Genomic DNA, 18,828 nt, shown 5'->3' with positions numbered 1-18,828 from the left:
GCTACTCGACCGACCAGTCCCGCGGCACCTTCACGCCCGCCGCCTTCAGCCCGTCCATGTAGCCCTTGAGCACCGCCTTGCCGGGCTGGCCCTTGGCGTCGAGATCGGCCGCCCACTTCTGCGCCACGTTGGGCAGCGCCTTGGCCCAGCGCAGCCGTTCGGCCGGCGCCAGCTCGGCGACCTTGAGCCCGGCGCCCTCCATTGCCTTGAGGCCGCTCACGGCCCGTGTCGTCTGCTCCGCGGCGAAGCGCCTGGTGTACTCGGCGCCGACCTCCGCGAACACTTTCTGCGCTGCCGGCGGCAGGCGGCCGAAGCGCGTGCTGTTGATGACCAGCGCACCGGCGAACATCGCACCGAAGCTCGCCAATGTAAGGTGCGGCGCCACCTCCTGCAGCTTGATCGGCACCGCGCCGGTGACGAAGGTCAGCACGCCGTCGGCCACGCCGGTCTTGATGTTGTTGTAGTACTCCGGCAGCGACGAGGCGACGGCGACCGCGCCGGTGCCGTTGATCCAGTTGGCCGATGGACCGGGCGCCATGATCTTTCGGCCCTTGAGGTCGTCGATCGACTTCACCGGAAAGGTGGTGAAGATGTGGTAGTCGTCGAGCGCCGAGCCGCCGAGGAAGCGCAGCTTGTTGCGGGCATAGGCCTGCTCCATGCTGGGTATGCCGGCCTGCAGCTTCTCGACCACCGCGGTCACGGTGGCGATGTCGGGCGCCCCGAACGGCGTCATGTAGGAGACGTTCTGCAGCGGCATGTGGGCCGCCTGGAACACCGTGCTGATGAAGCCGATGTCGCCGATGCCGTCGCGGATCGCCTCGATCTCGGTGCCGAGCTTGGCGAGTGTGCCGCCCCACGCCCTGGTCCATTCGATCTTCACGCCGGTGTTGCCGTCGGCCAGCCGCTTGTCGACCTCCGGGATGAAGAACTCCTCCATCAGCTTGACCCACAGGAAGACCGGCGGATGGCCGGCGATCGCGGTGAGCTTGACCGTGCTCTGGGCACGCGCGACGCCCGGGGCGCCGACAACGAGGCCGGCGGCGGCGACGCGCCCCAGCATGGTTCTGCGACGAAGCGACATGCGTTCCCTCCCGTTTCTTGGCGCGATCCTAGTACGACGGCGGGGGTTTGACGACCGGCGGCGCGGGCGGCAGGGTTGCGTCGTTCGCGAATCTGGAGACGTTCATGCCCCGCCGCTTCGTCGACCTGTCGATCTACCTGGAGAACGACGTGATCTCCGATCCCGTGCCGTTCGGGCCGAAGATCCAGTATCACAAGCACGAGGATACGGCAGGCCAGATCGCGGGCTTCTTCCCGGGCCTCAAGAAGGAGGATCTGCCGGACGGCCAGGGATGGGCGGTCGAGAACGTCAACCTGTCGACCCACAACGGCACGCATCTCGACGCGCCCTATCACTTCCATCCGACGATGAACAAGGGCGAGCGCGCCATCACCATCGACGAGGTGCCGCTCGAATGGTGCTTCCAGCCCGGCGTGAAGCTCGACTTTCGCGACAAGCCCGACGGTCATGTCATCACCGCCGCCGAGGTCGAGGCCGAGCTCGGGCGCATTGGCCACGAGTTGAAGCCGCTCGAGATCGTCGTCGTGAATACCCGCGCCGGCTCGCGCTACGGCAACAACGACTACGTCAACTCGGGCTGCGGCATGGGCTACGACGCCACCATGTACCTGCTGGAAAAGGGCATCCGGCTGACCGGCACCGACGCCTGGAGCTGGGACGCGCCGTTCTATTTCACCGCCCAGAAGTGGGCCAAGGACCACGACCCGTCGATCATCTGGGAAGGTCACAAGGCCGGCCGCCACATCGGCTACTGCCATCTCGAGAAGCTGCACAATCTCGAGGCGTTGCCGGGCGACGGCTTCACCATCGCCTGCTTCCCCCACAAGATCCGCGGCGCCTCCGCCGGCTGGACCCGCGCGGTCGCGATCTTCGAGGAGTAGAGCTCAGACGCTGGCCGGCCGGCGCGCGAAGAGGAGCAACAGGCCGAGGCTCGCGATCAAGCCGCCGGCACCTTGCCGCAACCGGGAAAGCAGCGTCGGTCGTGTCAGCGCGACCGCCCGTGCCCGGGCGGCCACGAAGGCGACCACCACGTCGACCGCCGTGTTCAGCGTCACCGAGATCAGGCCGAGCAGCAGGAATTGCAGCCATACCGAACCGCTTGCCGGATCGACGAACTGCGGCAGGAAGGCGAGAAAGAAGGCGGCCGTCTTGGGGTTGAGCGCCTCGACGACGACACCTTCACGAAAGGCCTGGCGCGGGCTTGCGCCGGTCCTCGCCACGGCGATGTCGCGACGCGCCTGGCGGGCCGTCTTGATGCCGAGCCAGACGAGGTACAGCGCGCCCGCGATCTTGAGGAGAGTGAAGGCCTCGGCACTCGCCATGACCAGCGCCGAAACGCCGATCGCGCCGGCGGCGACATGGACCAGCCCGCCGACGCCGGTGCCGAAGCTCGAGGCGAGCCCGACCTGCCTGCCGTCCGCCAAGGTGCGGGCGGCGACGTAGAGAATGCCGGGACCGGGCGACAGGGCAATGACCGATGCCGCCGCCAGAAAGAGGAGAAAGGTCATCTATCGCCAATCCAAAGGCCATGATGCCTGAAAAATCTCCTCCCCAGCGTAGCGCAGCCAAGCTGGGGAGGTGGCCCGAAGGGCCGGAGGGGTCATGGGCGCCAACTGCAGCCTATGACCCCTCCGTCGCCGTATGACGGCGACACCTCCCCATCGCGTTCGCGATGGGGAGGAGGACGGTGCGGCGGCCGCTATGCCAAGGGTTCGGGTTCGCCCGGCGGCAGCGGCATCTCGAAGACGTTGAGCGTCATCGACACCAGCATGTAGTAGCCGCACACGCCGACCAGATCGACCACGCCCTGCTCGCCGAAGGCGTCGATGGCCCGCTTGTAGTTCGGCGCGGCAACCCGGTTGGTGTCGAGGTACTCGGTGACGAAGTCGTAGACGACCTTCTCGACCTCGCGCGTGAAGGGCGGCGACTTGCGGGTGCGGATCGCCTCGACGATGTCGGCCGACAGGCCGGCTTCGCGGGCCAGGCGGGCATGGGCGTAGAACTCGAACTGCGCCTTGAAGTGTCGGCCGATTAGGCAGATCGCCAGCTCGCTGAGATCCCTGGGCAGCGAATTGTGGAAGCGGCAGTACTCGCCGAGCTTCTGGGCACGGTCGGCGAGCACCGGACTGCGCAGCCACGGCTCGAACGGACCGCGCAGGCCGCCGCGCGGGCCGGACACGATGGAGTCCGCCACCTTTTTCTGTTCGGGCGTCAGTTTGGCGAGGTCGAGCGGGGCCAGGCGCGGCATTGGGCATTCCTCCGATTCAGTTGTCTTGAAGGGTTAGAGAGGGCAGCCCGCATCGCCGACGCGGTTCTTGTCGGCGTTACCGAAGATGTTGTCGAGCATGGCGACGCCGGCCTGCATCGCGAGATTGGCCTGGGTATAGCAGGAGGCGGTAGCGACCCACAGCACCTTGCCGGTGTCGACGGCGTAGAGCGTGAGGGTGATGCGCAAGGTCGGACCGGTCGCAGGGGCGAGTGAATCGCGGCGCTCGAGGCGGATGCCGGGCAGGTCGGGCCGCGGATTGGCGCCCGGGCCGTCGTACTGGGGGCCGCGCGGGATCATGGTCGGCCCGCTGCCGCCCATCTGTGGACCGAGATCGAAATAGGTCACGTCCATGCGCATGACGTTGCCGCCGCTGAATCCGACCTCGTTGCCGCGGCGCGCGAGACGGATCATCACCTCGCGGCGCAGTTCGCGGGACAGGTGGGTGTCCGACGTGAGCTGGACGGCGACCTTGGTCTTGGGGATCGGCTGATAGGCCTTGATCTCGAGCTCCCCGACCTTGGGACCCTGCTGCGCCAAAGCAGGCGCGACCGCGGCGACGGCGGCCAGGGCAAGCAGGGAGGCGACGATACGCATGTTGTCTCCTTCAGGCGGCGAGCTTGCGCCAGCCCGGCTCGTCGCGATCCAGCATGCGCTTCAGCGATTCGAAGTGCAGGAAGGCCTGCTGTGCCTCGCCGGCGATCTGCTTCGCGGTGTGGTCGGCCAACGAATCGGCGATGTTGTGCAACGGGCGGCCGGTCTGCATCGCCAGCACCTGCACCATGGCGGCACGTTCAAGATAGTAAAGATCATCGTAGGCCTGGGCGACGGTCGGGCCGCTCACGATCACGCCGTGGTTGCGCAGAAACAGGATGTCCTTGTCGCCCATGGCGCGGCACATCCGCTCGCCTTCGTCGTTGCTGAGCGCGACACCGCCATATTCCTCGTCGTAGGCGATGCGGTTCCAGTAGCGGAAGGCGTTCTGCGTGCACATCTCGAGCCGGCCGTCGCGGATCGAGGTCAACGCCGTTGCATAGGGCATGTGGGTGTGCAGCACCACCGCGGCCTTCGTGTTGCCGGCGTGGATGCGGGCGTGGATGTAGAAGGCCGTCGCCTCGACCGGATACTTGCCCTCGATGACGTTGCCGTCGCCGTCCGCCATCACCAGATCGGAGGGCGTGATCTCCGACCAGTGTAGCCCCTGCGGATTGACCAGGAACAGATCCTCGCGGCCCGGCACCACCATGCTGAAGTGGTTGCACACGCCCTCGTTCAGGCCGTGGCGCGAGGCCGCCCTCAGCGCCGTCGTCAGGTCGAGGCGCGCTTGGGTGACAGGATCGTTGGCCAACATCGCGGTAGCTCCCGGCAGGTATGACATGGCGGCGGGCGATGATGCGGCCAAGGCCCCTTGCCGGCCAAGCGAAATCGCCGGTCTCGCCTGATGGACCGTCTGTTCCGATCGCCGATGGGGGCGCTGCTGGCGAGACCTTGGCTCGACAGTGCGGCACTGATGGGACTGAAGCGGTGGTATTTCCCGTTGTCGCGGCTGTGGGCCGCCGCCAACGCCGCCGGCAGCGATACGGTCCGCTTCATGCGGGAGATCGGCGAACCGCTGCCGCACCTGTGGTCGGCCGAGCGCCTCGTGCGCGCCCTCGCGCGCACCGACGAGGCGCGCGGTCGCGCTGTTGCCGCGCGCGCCGCGTGGGAGGAGGGGCTGTTCGGCGGCGACGGTGACATCGCATCGCTGGAGCATCAGCGCCGCCGGACGGCGACCCGCCATCTGGCGGCGCGCGCGAACTTCGTCGGGCAACTGCGGGTGGCGCGCCCGCCGCTGGCACGTTGGCAGATTCCATCTCCCGACGCGATGCGCGATACGCTCGCGGTGGCGACGTGCGATCCAGACAGGTTCCACGCGGTGACCTTCGATACGCGCACGGTTCAGGTGTCGCCACTCTTCGATCTCGGCGGACTACGCCAGCGCTGGTTGCGGGCGCCGACACCGGCGGCTCGGCTCAACCGATGGCCGGCCAGTCGGACGCTCTATGCGCGGATCGTCGAGCCGGTCGGTGACGCCTCGCGAGCGCCGACCGTGGTGTTCGGCAGCGGCTTCGGCCTGGAACTCGACCTGATGTCCGGCGGCATCGATCCCGACCGGCGGCTGGCGGAGCTCGGTTGGCGCGTGGTGAGCGTCGTCTCGCCGTTCCATGGGCTGCGCGCGGAGGCCGACCGCTACGGCGGCGAGCCGTTCATCGCCACCGCACCGCTCGGCACCATCGACCTGATCGCCGGGCAGACGACGGAGGCGGCGATGTTGATCGCGTGGTGCCGCGAACGGTTCGGTGGCAAGGTGGCGCTCGCCGGCATCTCGATGACGTCGTTCGTCGCCCAGCAAGCGGCGAGCCACTGTCATCTGTGGCCGCCGGAGGCGCGGCCCGATGCGGCACTGCTGATCAGCCATTCGGGCCGCATCGAGAACGTCGCCTTCGGCGGCGCCCTGTCGGCGGCGCTCGGTCTCGACCGCGCCTTGCGGGCGGGCGGATGGTCCGCCAGCGATCTTCAGGCGCTGGCGAGCCTGCTCGATCCGACCGATGCGCCGGCGTTGCCTGCATCGCGTATCGTCTCGGCGCTGGGAAGCGCCGACCGCTGGCTGCCCTTCGCCGACGGCCTCGGTGTCGTGGGGCGGTGGAAGCTGCCGCAGGAGAATCTTTTTCGCTATCCGGTCGGCCATCTCGGCATGCCGGTCCAGCTCGTGCGCGATCCTGCGCCCTTTGCGCGTCTCAGGCAGGTGATGTCGGTGGCGAGAGCTGCGAGATCTCGCGGATGAGCTTGTTGCGCACGGCGCGGCTGAAGTCGGCGAAATCCCGCGCCACCACCAGGAACGAGCCGGGTCCGCCGATGACGTTGTCCTCGTAGTACTGATCGAGGGTGAGATCGGGTGGGCGCCCGAAGTTGCTGCGGTTCATCATCACCGGCAGGCCGTTGACGACGATCCCTTGTGCCACCAGTCGATCGCGGATCAATTCCGCCGGCGGCCCGTCGTTGGTGCGGCCGTCGCCCGATATGTCGATGACGCGCCGCCGCGACGCGAAGCCCGAGCGCTCGAAACGGCTGCCGGCATGGATGAGCGCAGCGCCCACGGCGGTCCAGCTCTGCGCGGTGCGGGGTGCCTCGGTGAGCCGGTCGGCGAAGCGTCGCGCCGCCTCCGGGCCGTCGATGACGGTCCAGTCGACGACGACGGCCTGGTAGTGGCTGCCCGCCCACTCGGTGTAGCAGATCGCGACACGCTTGTGCTCGCCCGACATCACCGCCTCGACGATCCGCGGATCGGTCAGCGCGTCGATGTAGCCGCGCCGCTGCAGTTCCGCCTCGACCTCGTCGATCGATCGGGAGACATCGACGGCGAGCACGAGTTGCAGGTCGACCGGCGTGTCGGCGCGGACCGCGGGCGTGCTTGCCAGCACGGCCAACGAGCCCGCCAGCGCGTCGCGTCGTCTCATCCGGCCCTCCTCGTGGTGCGCGAGCATATCACCGCACGTGGGCCGGCAAACAAAAACGCCGGGGATTGCCCCGGCGTTGATGTCGTTCTCGGTGCGACGATCTATTGGTCGTCGTCGAAGCCGCGCTTGCGTGGCTCGTAGTCACGGTCGCGTCGCGCCGGCGCGGCGTCGCGCCGCCGCTGCGGTCGGCCGGCATCGCCGCCGCCGCCGCCTTCAAAGCCGCCGGCGCCACCGCCACCGCCGCCCGAGAAGTCGGCCCGTCGGTCGCGCATCGGCCCGCCGTCACCGGCACCGGCGCCGCCACCACCGGCGCCACGGTAGCCGCCGCCGCCGCCGCCGCCGTAGCCACCGCCACCACCGCCACGGTAGCCACCGCCACCGCCGCCGTAACCGCCGCCACCGCCACCTCCACCATAGGGCGGACGCGGGCCACGCGGGCGGAAGCCGCCGCCACCGCCGCCACCGCCGAAGCCACCGCCGCCCCCACCGCCGGGCTGGCGCTCGACGGCTTCACGGACGGCGATCGATCGGCCATCGAGCAACGCGCCGTTCATGGCCTGCATCGCCGCGGCGCCCTGGTCATCGGTTTCCATCTCGAGGAACGCGAAGCCGCGGCTGCGGCCTGTCTCGCGATCCACGATCACTTTCGAAGAGGTAACGTTGCCGAACTGGGAGAAGGCTTCTTGCAGACGCTCGGACGTGACCGAATAGGGCAGATTGCCCACAAACAATTTACGACTCATTCAAGGCTCTGGGCTGGAGGATGGGTTGAGCGGAGTCCGGCGACCGCTTGCTGGACCGTTGACGTCCGAGCGTTCGTTGACATTGACAGACGACCAAGAAGTTCACGGGGAAGACGTTGACCGGGTATCGCGCTCCGCAACCTATGCCGAAGACTCCTGACGATGCTCTTCGGGCAGTGTCGCTATGCCGCACTTATGCGCTGTTTCGGGCCGTGAGTCCACACCGCCCGAGCGAAGCGCTAACATCGTTCCAGCCACGTCACAGAACGGCAAAGGAGCACGAGAGCGCGATGTCGATCGTCCGTGCGTGCGCAAGGCAGGTGGGCGCACGAGCGCAGTCTCCGGCGTCGTCACCACGCGCCTCGCGCGCCGCGTGATCCGCCACACTTAATTGCAGAAACGCCGAGAATATTGGGAAGCGCTCGAGCAACAAGATATTGATGCCAACCAACGACTCACCCACGAAGTAAGGGAACGCCATGACAACGACACTTCCACGCCGCAGCGGTGCGCAGGTCCTGATCGACCAGCTTCGCATCCACGGAGCCGACACGATCTTCGGCGTGCCGGGAGAAAGCTATCTGGCGGCGCTCGATGCGCTCTACGCCCAGCGCAACTCGATCCGCTACGTCATTTGCCGCCAGGAAGGCGGCGCGGCGAACATGGCGGAAGCCTACGGCAAACTCACCGGCAAGCCGGGCATCTGCTTCGTCACCCGAGGGCCCGGTGCGACCAATGCCAGTATCGGATTGCATACCGGCTTCCAGGATTCGACGCCGATGATCCTGTTGGTCGGCCAGGTGGCGCGCGAGCAGTCCGAGCGCGAGGCCTTCCAGGAGATCGATTACCGCAGGATGTTTGGGCAAATGGCCAAGTGGGTCGCCCAGATCGAGGACGCGCGCCGCATTCCCGAATTGGTGAGCCAGGCCTTCCACCGCGCGCTGAACGGCCGCCCCGGACCCGTCGTGCTTGCCCTGCCGGAGGACATGCTGACCGACGAGGTCGAGGTCGCGGATGCCGGCCCCTACAAGATCGCGCGCGGCGCGCCCTCTGCGGCCGATATGACGACGCTGCGCTCGATGCTCGAACAGGCCAGGCAGCCGATGGTCATCCTCGGCGGCGGTGGCTGGACAGCGGAAGCCTGTGCCGACATCAAGGCGTTCGTCGAGGCCAACAACCTTCCGGTCACCAGCGCGTTCCGCAACCAGGATCTGCTCGACAACCGCCATCCCAATTTCGTGGGCGACCTCGGCATCGGGGTAAATCCACCGCTCGGCAAGCGCCTGAAGGAAAGCGATGTCATCCTGGCCATCGGCCCACGTCTCGGCGAGGCGACGACGGGAGGCTATGCGCTGTTCGACCTGCCGGTGCCGAAGCAGAAACTCGTGCATGTGCATGCCAGCGCCGAGGAACTCGGCCGCGTCTATCAGGCAGCCCTGCCGATCAATGCTGGCATGGCCAACTTCGCTGCCGCGGCCAGGGCGATGAAGCCGGTCGACGGCTCGCGCTGGAAGGCCAACGTCGAAGGTGCCCGCGCCGACTACCTGGAGAACATCGAACCCAACCAGCAGCCCGGCGCTGTCAACGTCACCGAAGTGATCGCCTGGCTGAACAAGAGGCTGCCCGACGACGCCATCGTCACCAATGGCGCCGGGAACTATGCCGCCTTCCTGCACCGCTTCTTCCAGTACAAAGGCTTCAAGACCCAGCTCGCGCCGACCAGCGGCGCCATGGGCTATGGCGTGCCGGCGGCGGTGGCGGCCAAGATCGCGGCGCCCGACCGCATGGTCGTCTCGTTCGCCGGCGACGGCTGCTTCCTGATGAACGGCCAGGAGTTCGCCACCGCCGTCCAGCACGGCGCCAACGTCGTGATCGTCGTCGTCGACAACGGCATGTACGGCACCATCCGCATGCATCAGGAACGCGACTATCCGACCCGCGTGCACGGCACCGAACTGCGCAATCCCGATTTCGCCGCCTATGCCCGCGCCTTCGGTGGGCACGGCGAGACGGTCGAGCGGACGGAGGATTTCGCCGCCGCCTTCGAGCGGGCGGTGGCGTCGGCCCGACCGGCGATCATCCACATGAAGACCGATCCGGAGGCGCTGACCTCGCGCATCACGCTCAGCAAGCTGCGCGAGCAGGCGCTGGCTAGGCAGCATTAGGGGCCTTGCGGCGGGCGGCCTCTGGCGATATAGAGGCCGCACACCGTGGAATTTGAGCCGACCGGCTTGCGGCCACGTTAAACCTCGCTAAAAGGTCGGAGCGCTCGAAAAAGCCCCCGCCCTTCCGGTCGGGGGTTTTTCGTTGTGGAGAGCGACATGGATGGGACCATCGCGAGCAAGAAGAAGCCGGCGGCCGACGCCAGCAAGTGGCGGCCGCAGACCCGGGCGGTGCGCGGCGGCCAGGTGCGCAGCAACTTCGACGAGACGTCGGAGGCGCTCTTCCTGACCTCGGGCTACGCCTACAACAGCGCCGAGGAGGCCGAGGCGACCTTCAAGGGCGAGAGCACGCACTACCAGTATTCGCGCTTCGGCAATCCGACGGTCGGCATGTTCGAGAACCGGCTGGCCGCGCTCGAGGGGGCCGAGGCCTGCCGTGCCACCTCGACCGGCATGTCGGCCGTGTTCTTCGCGCTGCTGGCGCTGCTCAAGGCGGGCGACCGCGTCGTCGCCGCACGCCAACTCTTCGGTTCGTGCCACTACATCGTCAACGAACTGCTGCCGAAGTACGGCGTCAGCGGCGAGTTCGTCGACGGCGGCGACCTCGCCCAGTGGGAGAAGGCGCTGTCCAAGCCGACCCAGGCCGTGCTGTTCGAATCGCCCAGCAATCCCATGCTCGACATCGTCGACGTGAAGGCGGTGTGCGATCTCGCCCACAAGGCGGGCGCCAAGGTTGTCCTCGACAACGCCTTCGCCACGCCGATCCTGCAGCGGCCGCTGGAGTTCGGCGCCGATATCGTCGTCCACTCGGCGACCAAATACATCGACGGCCAGGGGCGCACCCTGGGCGGCGCCATCCTCGGCAGCCGCGAGTTCATCGTCGACAAGCTGCAGCCGATCATCCGCAACACCGGCCCCTCGCTCAGCCCGTTCAACGCCTGGGTGCTGGTCAAGGGCATGGAGACGCTCGGATTGCGCATCGATCGTCACTGCGCCAATGCCGCGAAGGTGGCCGCCGCGCTCGCCGCCCATCCGGCGATCGGTCGCGTGCTCTATCCCGGCCGCAAGGACCATCCGCAGCACGCGCTGGCGGCGCGGCAGATGTCGGATTTCGGCGGCGTCGTCACGTTCGACCTCAAGGGTGGCAAGTGGGCGGCCTTCGAAATGTTGAATCGCCTGCAGCTCGTCGACATCTCCAACAATCTCGGCGACGCCAAGAGTCTGGTCACCCACCCGGCGACGACCACGCACATGCGCATCGGGGCGGAAGAGCGTGCCAAGCTCGGCATCGGCGACGGCACGGTGCGCATCTCGGTCGGACTCGAGGACGTCGAGGACGTCGTCGCCGATCTCGCCCAGGCGCTCGGGGGCTGACTGCGGTGGCGCTCGCCCGCGACCTCTGGTCGGCCAACCGCGACTGGGCGGAGCGCATCCTGGCGCATCGCTTCGTGCAGGGTCTCGGCGACGGCTCACTGCCGTTGCCCGCATTCAAGTCCTACGTCGCGCAGGATGCCTATTTCCTCGAAGCCTTCGCGCGCGCGTACGCCTTCTGCCTCGCCAACGGTACGTCGCACGAGGATTTGCACGAGTTCGCCGAACTCATCGCCGGGGTGGTCGAGGAGCTGAAGTTGCACAAGGCCTATGCCGAACGCTGGCAGGTCGGGCTCATCGGCGTGACGCCGCTGGCGGCGACGCAGGCCTATGTCGGCTTCCTGCTCACCAACGCGCGGCGCGGCAATCTCGGCGACACGATCGCCGCCATGACGCCCTGCATGCGCCTCTATGCCTTCCTCGGCCAGTCGCTCGCGACGCGGCCCGTGGCGCCGCTCTTCGCCGAGTGGGTCCAGACCTACGCCGATCCGGGGTTCGAGGCTCTGGCGACCCGACTCGAAGCGCTGCTCGATCGCCACGCCCGCGACAGCGAGGCGGTCCGCGTCAACTATCGGCGTGCCATGGAGCTCGAATACGGCTTCTTCGACGCCAATCTCTAGGCTCAAAGCGCAGCCAGCTTCTCCATCGAGTGCTCGAGCGCGCCGTGCAGGTCGGCCGTCAGACGGGCGCCCATCGCCGTGCGTACCTCGGTCTCGGCCTGCGACCACAAGGGCAGTGCGCGCTTGAACAGGGCGCGGCCGGCGGCCGTCGCCACCAGTTCGCGCCGCCGCTTGTCGCTCGACGCCGCACGCTCGACCAGGCCCGACGCCAGCAGCGGACGCAGGTTGCGCGTGAGCGTCGTGCGATCGGTGGCGAGCAACTCCGCCAGGCGTCCGATCGACACAGGTCCTTCGGCGGTGATGTAGCCGAGCAGCGAGAACTGGGAAATCTTGAGGCCGGTTTGAGACAGGTGCCGGTCGTAGATCTGCGTCACCCGTCGTGCTGCGCTGCGGATGCGGAAGCATGTGCATTCCAGGGGCGACAGGCGGGGCGGGACGGCCGACATGCGCGCACAGTAGGGCGGTCGCTTGCTGCGGCCAAGCCTCGATGTGTATATGCACGCAACTCGAAGGGAACCAAGGAGCAGGACCATGGCAGCGGCGTCTTCGGAACCCGGCTTCGGCGTGGTGCCGATCGAGCAGGCGCGCACCATGGACGGCATCGTGTTGTTCCAGGAGATGGCGGCCGGGCGTCTGCCGGCCCCGCCGATCTGCCGGACACTGGGCATCCGCCTCGCCGAGGTCGAGCTCGGTCGTGTGGCGTTCGCCTACACGCCGGTGTTCGATCACTACAATCCGCTGGGCTCGGTACACGGCGGTATCGCCGCCACGCTGCTCGACTCGGTGATGGGCTGCTGCATTCACACCACATTGAAGGCCGGCACCGGCTACACGACGGTCGAGATCAAGGTGAACTACGTGCGCGCGATGTCCGACAAGACCGGACCCGTCAAGGCCGAGGGCAAGGTGATCAATGTCGGCTCCCGCATCGCGACCTCCGAGGGCAGGCTGGTCGACGCGGCAGGCAAGTTGCTGGCGCACGGCACCACGACCTGTCTGATCTTTCCGATCTGAAGCAGGCTCCTTATCCTGTCGGCGTGCAGGACGCGGGCGCGGAACAACGGAACCCCGAGCGGTCGATCGGTCCACCTCGATTGGTTCGCCATCGATTTCACGTCCCGGCTCGCGTTGGCTGCGGAACGGCACGAGACGTTTGACCTTTCGCTCCGAAAATCCCATGTCAGGGCGCACCAAGGATAAAGTCGACATGTACTCCGCCACAACCCGTGCCATACGCGTGACCGTCCGCCCCCAATATCTGCCCGACCAGTCGGATCCGGCGAAGTCGCAATATGTCTGGGCCTATCAGGTGCGCATCGAGAACAAGGGCGAAGAGACGGTGCAGCTGCGCAGCCGGCACTGGAGAATCACCGACGGCCTCGGCCGCAAGCAGGAAGTGAAGGGACCCGGCGTCGTCGGCAAGACGCCGCGGCTGAAACCGGGCGAAGCGTTCGAGTACACGTCGGGAACGCCGCTTTCGACTCCCTCCGGCTTCATGGGTGGCACGTATCAGATGGTGAGCGAGTCCGGCGAGAATTTCGACATCGAGATTCCGACATTCTCGCTCGACACGCCGGCCACTCCGCGACAGCTTAACTAGGCGGCATCGGCCACGAGGAGCGCTGCGATGAACAGGATGCTGAAGAGGAGCGAGGTCGTCTCGCTGGCGACGGGGCTCACCCGTCCTTCCCGTGAGGAAGCCGAGGCGGCGGTGCGCACGCTCATCCGCTGGGCCGGCGACAACCCCGACCGCGAGGGCCTGATCGGCACGCCCGATCGGGTCGTGCGCGCCTACGAGGAGTTCTTCGCCGGCTACGACGAGGATCCGGCCGAGATGCTGCAGCGGACCTTCGAGGAGGTCGAGGGCTACGACGAGGTCGTGGTGCTGCGCGACATCCGTCTCGAATCGCACTGCGAGCACCACATGGTGCCGATCATCGGCAAGGTCCATGTCGGCTATCTCCCGGACAGGCGCGTGGTCGGCATCAGCAAGCTCGCGCGCGTCGTCGACGCCTTCGCCCGACGCCTGCAGATCCAGGAAAAGCTCACGGCCCAGATCGCCAATACGCTGCAGGAAGCCCTGCAGCCGCGCGGCGTCGCCGTCGTCATCGAGGCGGCGCACCAGTGCATGACCACCCGCGGCGTCCACAAGTCCGACGTCGCCATGGTGACGAGCCGGATGCTGGGCGCGTTCCGCGACAACGGCGAGACGCGCCGTGAATTCCTCACTATGATCGGCCGCACCTCCATCTGACAGCGCAAGGGTAGTATGGCCGGGGAGATCGTCGATTCCGTCGAAATGCTGCGTCGTCTCGTGGCGTTCGACACCACCTCTCGCAATTCCAACCTGGCGCTGATCGAGTACGTCCAGCAGTACCTGAAGGAGCACGGCATCGATTCGAAGCTCGTGCCGAGCGACGACGGCGCCAAGGCCAATTTGTTCGCGACTGTCGGGCCCAATGTCGCGGGCGGCGTGGTGTTGTCGGGTCACACCGACGTCGTGCCGGTCGACGGCCAACCCTGGGATACCGATCCCTGGACGCTGACCTTGAAGGACGGCAAGTATCACGGTCGCGGCACCTGCGACATGAAGGCGTTCTACGCCATCGCGCTCGCCATGCTGCCGCGGTTCCTCGAGGCGCGGCTCAAGAAGCCGATCCACTTCGCGCTGAGCTACGACGAGGAGGTCGGCTGCATCGGCGCCCACGGCCTTGCCGCGCGTATGGCGGCCGAGGTGCCCAAGCCGCGCGCCATCATCATCGGCGAGCCGACCATGATGACGGTGGTGCACGCCCACAAGGGCGCGCAAATCTACATCACCAAGTTCACCGGCTTCGAGGCGCATTCCTCGATGACCCATCTCGGCGTCAGTGCCATCCATTTCGCCGGCGAGTTCGTCCACTACCTCAACAAGGTGCAGGACGAGCTCGACGCCGCCGCGCCGAAGAACAGCGAGTTCATGCCGGCCGCCGCCACCTTCAACGTCGGCACCATCGTCGGCGGCACCGCGGGCAACATCCTGGCGCGCGAATGCGAGGTGCTGTGGGGCTACCGCGAGCTGCCCAACAAGCCGATCGAGGCGCTGGGCGAGCGCGCCAGGAAATGGCTTGCCGAGGAGCTGTTGCCGAAGATGAAGGCAAAGCACCCGGCCGCCACCATCGAAACCGTACTGCGCTCGTCGACGCCCGCCTTCTCGCCCGAGGGCAACGACGATGCCAAGGCGCTGGCCGCGAGCTGGTCGGGCTCCAATACCGTGGGCAGCGTGGTCTACGGCACCGAGGCCGGCATCTTCAGGAAGACGCTCGGCGTGCCGACCGTGGTTTGTGGGCCGGGCGACATCGCCCAGGCGCACCAGCCCAACGAGTTCATCCTCGCCTCGCAGATCGAAGCCTGCGAAGCCTTCATGGGCCGCATGATGGAGTGGCTGAAGCGCGACTAGAGCCATGGACATGACCGATCCGGGTTCGGTTCGTTTGCAGACCGCTCGTCTGGTGCTGCGACCGACCGCCGCTCGTGATGCCGGACGTGCTTTCGAGATCCAGTCGGATTGGAATGTCACCCGCATGCTGGCGATGGCCGGATTTCCTCCCGATCGCAATGAGATCGACCAGTGGTTCGCGGCACATCCGCATGAGTGGCGGGCCGGCGAGGCCTTCCGCTTCGCCGTGGAGCGCGAAGAAAGGTTGATCGGCGTCGTCGACGTAGACGCCATTTGCGATGGCGGTGGTAGCCTCGGCTACTGGTTCGAGCAGTCGTCCTGGGGCCGGGGCGTGGCGACCGAGGCGGCGCGCGCTGTCGTTGACTTCGCCTTCCGCGAGGTGGGCCTGTCGCAGCTTCGGGCTGGCCATGCCGCCGACAATCCGTCCTCGGGTAGGGTACTCGTCAAGCTGGGCTTCCGACATGTCGACACGATTGAACTGCAGTCACGCTCACGAGGTGAGATCATCGCGCAGTGCCGCTACACTCTGCGCCGGCCGACGCAGCTTTAAGGGAGCAAGCCGATGAAGGTCAAAGCCTACGAGACGTTCCGCTGCGACGCGGGCTGGCGCACCTTCTCCTTCCTCAAGATGACGACCGACGATGGCATCGTCGGCTGGTCGGAATACAACGAGAGTTTCGGCAGCCCGGGCCTCAGCGGCGTGATCGATGCGCTGATGCCGAACGTCATCGGCATGGACCCGATGGACATCGAACTGGTGAATGCCGTGCTCGCCACCCGGTCGACGCAGTCGCGTGGCGGCATCGTGCGGCAGGCGATCGCTGCCATCGAGAATGCACTGCTCGACATCAAGGGCAAGGCGCTGGGCGTGCCGGTCTACCGGCTGTTCGGCGGCAAGCTGCGCGAGCGCATTCCGGTCTACTGGTCGCATTGCGGCTCCTACCGCATGCGCAACGCCGAACTGGTCGGCGCGCCACAGGTGTCGACCTACGACGACATGACCAAGGTCGGCGCCGAGGTGAAGGCCAAGGGCTTCTCCGCGCTCAAGACCAACATCGCCATCGAGATCGACGGCCAGATCCAGGCCTACCGGCCGGGCTTCGTCGTCGGGCGTGGCTTTCCCGAGCGCAACTGGGACGAGTTCATCGCCCGCAGCGCCGCGCGCACCGTGGAGGCCTTCCGCAAGGGCTGCGGACCGGACGTCGGCGTCATGCTCGACCTCAACTTCCACTTCCGCACCGAAGGGTTCCGGCGCATCGCCGAGGCGGTGGCGCCCTACAGGCTCACCTGGCTCGAGCTCGACGCGCACGATCCGCGCTCGATCGCGCTGATCCGCCGCGACGCGCCGTGCCCCATCGCCTCGGGCGAGACGCTGCTGGAGCGTCGTGACTTCAGGCCGTACCTCGACGCCTACGCCTTCGACACCGCCATCGTCGACGTGATCTGGAACGGCTTCTACGAGTCGCTCAAGATCGCCGCGATGGCCGAGGTCTACGAGGTCAACGTCGCGCCGCACAATTTCTACGGCCACCTCGCCAGCGCCATCAGTGCGCATTTCTGCGCCGCCGTGCCCAACTTCCGCATCATGGAGATCGACATCGACAGCGTGAGGTGGCGCGACGAGTTCTTCATGACGTCGCCGACTATCGACAAGGGCGACTACATCCTGCCCACGGGTCCGGGCTGGGGCTGCGAGCCGAACGAGGCGGCGATCCGCGCGCGCAAGGCCTGACTACGCCGCGCTGGCGTAGATCCGGTCGAGGTCCTTGTCGTCGTAGGTGTATTCGGCCGAACAGAATTCGCACTTCACCGAGACGAGGCCGCGCGTGTCGCGCAGGTCGCCGAGCTCGTCGCGCTCGAGCGAGCGCAGCACTCGGTCGATGCGCTCACGGCTGCAGCGGCAGCGCGCGACGAAGGGACGGCGCTCGAACAGCCGCGCCTTCTCCTGGTGGAAGAGCCGGTAGAGCAGCGTCTCGGCCGGCAGCTTGCCGTCGACCATCTCGGCTTCGGTGGCCGAGGCCATCAGGATCACGGCGCGGCGCCAATCGTCCTCGCGCTGCTCGCGGTCGACGTCGATGCGGCCCGCATCGAACTCCGGCATCTGCTGAACCATGAGAGCGCCGGCGCGCCAACGGCCCGCACCCTCGCGCTCGTCGCGGCGCGCCGTGATCTTGATGCCGGTCGGGAGCTGCTCGGACTGGCGGAAATAGGTGTGGGCGCAGTCGGCCAAGGTCGCGCCCTCGAGCGGCACCACGCCCTGATAGCGCTGCGTGTGCTGACCCTGGTCGACGGTGAAGGCGAGGCGGCCACGGCCGAACAGGCGCGGCACGTAGCCGTCCGGTGCGTCGGTGCCGCCGCCCAGCGCGACGGCGAGCTTCCACGAATCGAATTGGGCGTAGCCGCGCAGCGCGCCGTCGGTGGTGAGGTCGGCGACCAGCAGGCGGATCGGGCCGTCGCCGGTGATCTGCAGGGTGAAGATGCCATCGTACTTCAGCGACGTGGCGAGCGCGGCGCACAGCACCATCGCCTCGGCGAGCGGCCGCGCCACGGCCAGCGGGTAGCCATGGCGCTCGATCACCGCGTCGAGCGAAGGCCCGAGTCGGACCAGCCGCCCGCGCACGCCCAGCGCATCGAGCTGGAAGGGCAGGGCCATGTCCCAATCGGGCGCCTGGGGGTCGGAAGGGCGACGGCCTTCCGACGCCACTGTCACGACAGGCACCAGGCGAGGATGCTCTTCTGGGCGTGCAGCCGGTTCTCGGCCTCGTCGAACACCACCGACTGCGGCCCGTCGATCACCTCCGCGGTGACCTCCTCGCCGCGATGGGCGGGCAGGCAGTGCATGAAGATGGCGTCGGGCTTGGCCTGCTTCATCAGGCGATGGTCGACCTGATAGCCGCGCAGCAGATTGTGTCGTCGCGCGGCCGAAGGGCTGTGCGGATCCTCGTCGCCCATCGACACCCAGGTGTCGGTGACGACGCAGTCGGCGCCCTTCACGATCGTCTCGGGATCGTGGCCGATGGTGATGCGGCCCTTCGATTTCTCGGCCCAGCCGACGACGTCCTGCGGCGGCTCGAGCTCCGGCGGACAGGCGATCCTGAGCTCGAAATCGAACTGGACCGCGGCGTGAATCCACGAGGTCGCCATGTTGTTGCCGTCGCCCGACCAGGCGATCGACTTGCCGCGGATCGGGCCGCGGTGCTCCTCGTAGGTCATGACGTCGGCCATGAGCTGGCAAGGATGCGTCTTGTCGGTGAGGCCGTTGATCACCGGCACGGTCGCGTACTTCGCCATCTCCAGCAGCTTCTCCTCGACCGTCGTGCGCATCATGATGATGTCGACATAGCGGCTGAGCACCCGCGCGGTGTCGGCGATGGTTTCGCCGCGGCCGAGCTGGGTGTCGGTGCGGCCGAGCATGATGGTCTGGCCGCCCAGCTCGCGCATGCCCACCTCGAACGACACTCGGGTGCGCGTCGAGGGTTTCTCGAAGATCATCGCGAGCGTCTTGCCCGCCAACGGCTTGTCGTGACCGCCCCCGGGGCCGCCATTGGCGCGCTGCTTCTTCATCGCCTTGCCGTGATCGAGAATCCGGCGAAGTGTCTTGGGATCGACCTGGTCTAGGTCGAGGAAATGCTTCGGGGCCGCCATGGCA

At 67.3% G+C, this 18,828-nt stretch carries 22 protein-coding genes and 1 riboswitch; of the genes, 11 read left to right on the top strand and 11 right to left on the bottom strand.

Annotated elements, in window-relative coordinates; all coding sequences use genetic code 11:
• Window position 1: 1 nt before the first annotated feature.
• Complete coding sequence (locus tag KIT25_21160) at window positions 2–1,081, bottom strand: C4-dicarboxylate TRAP transporter substrate-binding protein (GenBank protein UYN94511.1); 1,080 nt, start codon at window positions 1,079–1,081, stop codon at window positions 2–4.
• Between the two features lie 104 nt (window positions 1,082–1,185).
• Here KIT25_21160 and KIT25_21155 point away from each other — a divergent pair, with 104 nt between their 5' ends.
• Entirely contained in the window at window positions 1,186–1,962 is a 777-nt protein-coding gene (locus KIT25_21155; protein ID UYN94510.1) for a cyclase family protein, read from the top strand.
• A 3-nt stretch (window positions 1,963–1,965) separates the two neighbouring features.
• Here KIT25_21155 and KIT25_21150 read toward each other — a convergent pair whose 3' ends face one another.
• From KIT25_21150 to KIT25_21135, 4 genes are all read right to left on the bottom strand, one after another.
• Window positions 1,966–2,589, bottom strand: a complete 624-nt coding sequence (locus tag KIT25_21150; protein ID UYN94509.1) for a LysE family translocator — start codon at window positions 2,587–2,589, stop codon at window positions 1,966–1,968.
• A 191-nt stretch (window positions 2,590–2,780) separates the two neighbouring features.
• Window positions 2,781–3,329, bottom strand: a complete 549-nt coding sequence (locus KIT25_21145; protein ID UYN94508.1) for a carboxymuconolactone decarboxylase family protein — start codon at window positions 3,327–3,329, stop codon at window positions 2,781–2,783.
• Between the two features lie 33 nt (window positions 3,330–3,362).
• A complete protein-coding gene (locus tag KIT25_21140; protein UYN94507.1) occupies window positions 3,363–3,944 on the bottom strand; it encodes a hypothetical protein in 582 nt (193 codons plus the stop codon).
• A gap of 10 nt (window positions 3,945–3,954) precedes the next feature.
• On the bottom strand, window positions 3,955–4,698 hold the full coding sequence (locus KIT25_21135) for an aldolase (protein UYN94506.1): 744 nt from the start codon (window positions 4,696–4,698) through the stop codon (window positions 3,955–3,957).
• Between the two features lie 90 nt (window positions 4,699–4,788).
• Between KIT25_21135 and KIT25_21130 the strand changes: the two genes are divergently transcribed.
• A complete protein-coding gene (locus tag KIT25_21130) occupies window positions 4,789–6,171 on the top strand; it encodes a hypothetical protein (protein UYN94505.1) in 1,383 nt (460 codons plus the stop codon).
• Here KIT25_21130 and KIT25_21125 read toward each other — a convergent pair.
• The 3 genes from KIT25_21125 to KIT25_21115 form a co-directional block, all read right to left on the bottom strand.
• Entirely contained in the window at window positions 6,125–6,871 is a 747-nt protein-coding gene (locus KIT25_21125) for a DUF1194 domain-containing protein (GenBank protein ID UYN94504.1), read from the bottom strand. The two genes, KIT25_21130 and KIT25_21125, sit on opposite strands and share 47 nt — an antisense overlap.
• Before the next feature lie 74 nt (window positions 6,872–6,945).
• Window positions 6,946–7,587: an RNA-binding protein gene (locus KIT25_21120; GenBank protein ID UYN94503.1), complete on the bottom strand. Its 642-nt coding sequence runs from the start codon at window positions 7,585–7,587 to the stop codon at window positions 6,946–6,948.
• A 259-nt stretch (window positions 7,588–7,846) separates the two neighbouring features.
• Window positions 7,847–8,068 carry a hypothetical protein gene (locus KIT25_21115; GenBank protein ID UYN94502.1) on the bottom strand — a complete coding sequence of 74 codons (222 nt, stop codon included), beginning with the start codon at window positions 8,066–8,068 and terminating at the stop codon, window positions 7,847–7,849.
• Here KIT25_21115 and KIT25_21110 point away from each other — a divergent pair.
• The 3 genes from KIT25_21110 to KIT25_21100 all read left to right on the top strand — a co-directional run bounded on the left by KIT25_21110 (window position 8,067) and on the right by KIT25_21100 (window position 11,740).
• Window positions 8,067–9,752, top strand: coding sequence for a thiamine pyrophosphate-binding protein (locus tag KIT25_21110; protein ID UYN94501.1), 1,686 nt, complete (start codon window positions 8,067–8,069; stop codon window positions 9,750–9,752). The two genes, KIT25_21115 and KIT25_21110, sit on opposite strands and share 2 nt — an antisense overlap.
• A gap of 35 nt (window positions 9,753–9,787) precedes the next feature.
• Window positions 9,788–9,863, top strand: a riboswitch (SAM riboswitch).
• Window positions 9,864–9,908: 45 nt separating this feature from the next.
• Entirely contained in the window at window positions 9,909–11,123 is a 1,215-nt protein-coding gene (locus KIT25_21105; GenBank protein UYN94500.1) for an O-succinylhomoserine sulfhydrylase, read from the top strand.
• 5 nt (window positions 11,124–11,128) lie between these two features.
• Entirely contained in the window at window positions 11,129–11,740 is a 612-nt protein-coding gene (locus KIT25_21100) for a TenA family protein (protein ID UYN94499.1), read from the top strand.
• Between the two features lie 2 nt (window positions 11,741–11,742).
• Here KIT25_21100 and KIT25_21095 read toward each other — a convergent pair whose 3' ends face one another.
• A complete protein-coding gene (locus KIT25_21095; protein UYN94498.1) occupies window positions 11,743–12,186 on the bottom strand; it encodes a winged helix-turn-helix transcriptional regulator in 444 nt (147 codons plus the stop codon).
• 85 nt (window positions 12,187–12,271) lie between these two features.
• On the opposite strand from KIT25_21095, the gene KIT25_21090 reads away from it, so the two are divergent.
• The 6 genes from KIT25_21090 (at window position 12,272) to KIT25_21065 (ending at window position 16,911) form a co-directional block, all read left to right on the top strand.
• A complete protein-coding gene (locus tag KIT25_21090) occupies window positions 12,272–12,754 on the top strand; it encodes a PaaI family thioesterase (GenBank protein ID UYN94497.1) in 483 nt (160 codons plus the stop codon).
• Between the two features lie 193 nt (window positions 12,755–12,947).
• Entirely contained in the window at window positions 12,948–13,340 is a 393-nt protein-coding gene (apaG, locus tag KIT25_21085; protein UYN98012.1) for a Co2+/Mg2+ efflux protein ApaG, read from the top strand.
• A 36-nt stretch (window positions 13,341–13,376) separates the two neighbouring features.
• Window positions 13,377–13,994: a GTP cyclohydrolase I FolE gene (gene folE / locus KIT25_21080; GenBank protein UYN98011.1), complete on the top strand. Its 618-nt coding sequence runs from the start codon at window positions 13,377–13,379 to the stop codon at window positions 13,992–13,994.
• 15 nt (window positions 13,995–14,009) lie between these two features.
• Window positions 14,010–15,179, top strand: a complete 1,170-nt coding sequence (gene argE, locus KIT25_21075) for an acetylornithine deacetylase (protein UYN94496.1) — start codon at window positions 14,010–14,012, stop codon at window positions 15,177–15,179.
• A 10-nt stretch (window positions 15,180–15,189) separates the two neighbouring features.
• Window positions 15,190–15,729, top strand: a complete 540-nt coding sequence (locus tag KIT25_21070; protein UYN94495.1) for a GNAT family N-acetyltransferase — start codon at window positions 15,190–15,192, stop codon at window positions 15,727–15,729.
• Between the two features lie 12 nt (window positions 15,730–15,741).
• On the top strand, window positions 15,742–16,911 hold the full coding sequence (locus KIT25_21065; protein UYN94494.1) for a mandelate racemase/muconate lactonizing enzyme family protein: 1,170 nt from the start codon (window positions 15,742–15,744) through the stop codon (window positions 16,909–16,911).
• Here the strand turns inward: KIT25_21065 and KIT25_21060 are convergent, their stop codons facing one another.
• Entirely contained in the window at window positions 16,912–17,832 is a 921-nt protein-coding gene (locus KIT25_21060; protein UYN98010.1) for an Hsp33 family molecular chaperone HslO, read from the bottom strand.
• A gap of 53 nt (window positions 17,833–17,885) precedes the next feature.
• Entirely contained in the window at window positions 17,886–18,824 is a 939-nt protein-coding gene (gene argF, locus KIT25_21055; protein ID UYN94493.1) for an ornithine carbamoyltransferase, read from the bottom strand.
• Window positions 18,825–18,828: the final 4 nt, after the last annotated feature.

This window comes from Enhydrobacter sp., from assembly GCA_025808875.1.
Taxonomy (GTDB): domain Bacteria; phylum Pseudomonadota; class Alphaproteobacteria; order Reyranellales; family Reyranellaceae; genus Reyranella.
Note: the sequence above shows the minus strand (reverse complement) of the source record. Positions and strands in the feature narration are given on the sequence as shown.

Bases quoted from the DNA above. Each gene is read 5' to 3' on its own strand.
- KIT25_21105 (UYN94500.1), top strand. From the start codon at position 9,909: ATGGATGGGACCATCGCGAGCAAGAAGAAGCCGGCGGCCGACGCCAGC.
- KIT25_21140 (UYN94507.1), bottom strand. From the start codon at position 3,944: ATGCGTATCGTCGCCTCCCTGCTTGCCCTGGCCGCCGTCGCCGCGGTC.
- KIT25_21135 (UYN94506.1), bottom strand. From the start codon at position 4,698: ATGTTGGCCAACGATCCTGTCACCCAAGCGCGCCTCGACCTGACGACG.
- KIT25_21125 (UYN94504.1), bottom strand. From the start codon at position 6,871: ATGCTCGCGCACCACGAGGAGGGCCGGATGAGACGACGCGACGCGCTG.
- KIT25_21145 (UYN94508.1), bottom strand. From the start codon at position 3,329: ATGCCGCGCCTGGCCCCGCTCGACCTCGCCAAACTGACGCCCGAACAG.
- KIT25_21090 (UYN94497.1), top strand. From the start codon at position 12,272: ATGGCAGCGGCGTCTTCGGAACCCGGCTTCGGCGTGGTGCCGATCGAG.
- KIT25_21130 (UYN94505.1), top strand. From the start codon at position 4,789: ATGGACCGTCTGTTCCGATCGCCGATGGGGGCGCTGCTGGCGAGACCT.
- apaG (UYN98012.1), top strand. From the start codon at position 12,948: ATGTACTCCGCCACAACCCGTGCCATACGCGTGACCGTCCGCCCCCAA.
- KIT25_21110 (UYN94501.1), top strand. From the start codon at position 8,067: ATGACAACGACACTTCCACGCCGCAGCGGTGCGCAGGTCCTGATCGAC.
- KIT25_21060 (UYN98010.1), bottom strand. From the start codon at position 17,832: ATGGCCCTGCCCTTCCAGCTCGATGCGCTGGGCGTGCGCGGGCGGCTG.
- KIT25_21150 (UYN94509.1), bottom strand. From the start codon at position 2,589: ATGACCTTTCTCCTCTTTCTGGCGGCGGCATCGGTCATTGCCCTGTCG.
- argE (UYN94496.1), top strand. From the start codon at position 14,010: ATGGCCGGGGAGATCGTCGATTCCGTCGAAATGCTGCGTCGTCTCGTG.
- KIT25_21070 (UYN94495.1), top strand. From the start codon at position 15,190: ATGACCGATCCGGGTTCGGTTCGTTTGCAGACCGCTCGTCTGGTGCTG.
- KIT25_21095 (UYN94498.1), bottom strand. From the start codon at position 12,186: ATGTCGGCCGTCCCGCCCCGCCTGTCGCCCCTGGAATGCACATGCTTC.
- KIT25_21160 (UYN94511.1), bottom strand. From the start codon at position 1,081: ATGTCGCTTCGTCGCAGAACCATGCTGGGGCGCGTCGCCGCCGCCGGC.
- folE (UYN98011.1), top strand. From the start codon at position 13,377: ATGCTGAAGAGGAGCGAGGTCGTCTCGCTGGCGACGGGGCTCACCCGT.
- KIT25_21155 (UYN94510.1), top strand. From the start codon at position 1,186: ATGCCCCGCCGCTTCGTCGACCTGTCGATCTACCTGGAGAACGACGTG.
- argF (UYN94493.1), bottom strand. From the start codon at position 18,824: ATGGCGGCCCCGAAGCATTTCCTCGACCTAGACCAGGTCGATCCCAAG.
- KIT25_21115 (UYN94502.1), bottom strand. From the start codon at position 8,068: ATGGCGTTCCCTTACTTCGTGGGTGAGTCGTTGGTTGGCATCAATATC.
- KIT25_21120 (UYN94503.1), bottom strand. From the start codon at position 7,587: ATGAGTCGTAAATTGTTTGTGGGCAATCTGCCCTATTCGGTCACGTCC.
- KIT25_21065 (UYN94494.1), top strand. From the start codon at position 15,742: ATGAAGGTCAAAGCCTACGAGACGTTCCGCTGCGACGCGGGCTGGCGC.